Origin of the sequence: Pseudoalteromonas sp. GABNS16E, from assembly GCF_028598715.1 — a bacterium.
Classification (GTDB): Bacteria; Pseudomonadota; Gammaproteobacteria; order Enterobacterales; family Alteromonadaceae; genus Pseudoalteromonas; species Pseudoalteromonas atlantica.
The window spans coordinates 1-971 of record NZ_JAQREZ010000141.1 but is presented as its reverse complement, the minus strand read 5'-3'; the positions used below and the strand labels follow the sequence as shown (position 1 = coordinate 971).

2 protein-coding genes are annotated in these 971 nt (G+C 41.3%); both read left to right on the top strand.

Annotated elements, in window-relative coordinates; translation table 11 throughout:
- A partial coding sequence (locus PSI06_RS21005) for an efflux RND transporter periplasmic adaptor subunit (protein WP_273588112.1) occupies positions 1-494 on the top strand: 494 nt, incomplete at its 5' end.
- 11 nt (positions 495-505) lie between these two features.
- Positions 506-971, top strand: a 466-nt coding sequence (locus PSI06_RS21000; protein WP_273604811.1) for an efflux RND transporter permease subunit, incomplete at its 3' end; no start/stop codon positions are given.

Genomic DNA, 971 nt, shown 5'->3' with positions numbered 1-971 from the left:
CAGTCATGTTGTTAGCTGATGAAAAACAACTATGGGTTGAAGCAAAAGTTTCTCCAAATAAAAAGCTAAATTTATCAATTGATTCTCCTGCGGTACTTAAATTAGAAGGCCAGAGTTACAATGCCAAAGTTATCCAAGAAGCCCATACAATTGATCCCGTAACTCGTACAAGAATTATTAGATTGGGGGTACAGAATGCTGATGATAACCTTCATTCAGGTATGTTTGTAAAAGTTTACTTTCAGTTTGCCACAAAGCAGAAAGTGATGGCTGTGCCAGAAGAAGCATTGATCCGCAGCGCAGATGGTGATTGGACCGTATTTGTCGAAGACCACCCTGGAGAATTTAAAGCTGTAGAAGTAGAACTAGGCCGAGCCTTAGGTGATTTTAGGGAAATCATTGGCCTTGATAGTGGGACGCGAATTGTAACCAAAGGCGCATTTTTTGTTGCTTCTGAAATCGCTAAAGGCGGATTTGATCCGCATAACCACTAAGGAGCAAGACTATGTTTAATAAAATAATAGATTGGTCTGTTAATAATAGACTCCTGATTTTGATTGCGCTGTTTGCCACAATTGTCGGCGCAATTATGGTTATACCAAAACTAAATTTAGATGCCTTTCCTGATGTTACTAATGTTCAAGTTGCTGTAAATACTGAAGCGCCAGGACTAGCTGCTGAAGAAGTTGAACAACTCATTACGTACCCCATTGAAGCGGTCATGTATGCCTTACCTGATGTAGAACAAGTGCGCTCAATTTCTAAAACAGGCTTGTCTGGCGTCACGGTTGTTTTCAAAGAAGGCACCGACATTTACTTTGCAAGACAACTTGTATTTGAGCGCCTTCAAGCCGCAAAAGAACTGATACCAGAAGGTGTCGGCACACCCGAAATGGGGCCAAACACCTCAGGGCTAGGCCAAGTATTTCAGTACCTTCTTATTTCAGATAAAGATGCAGGCTATGATGCTA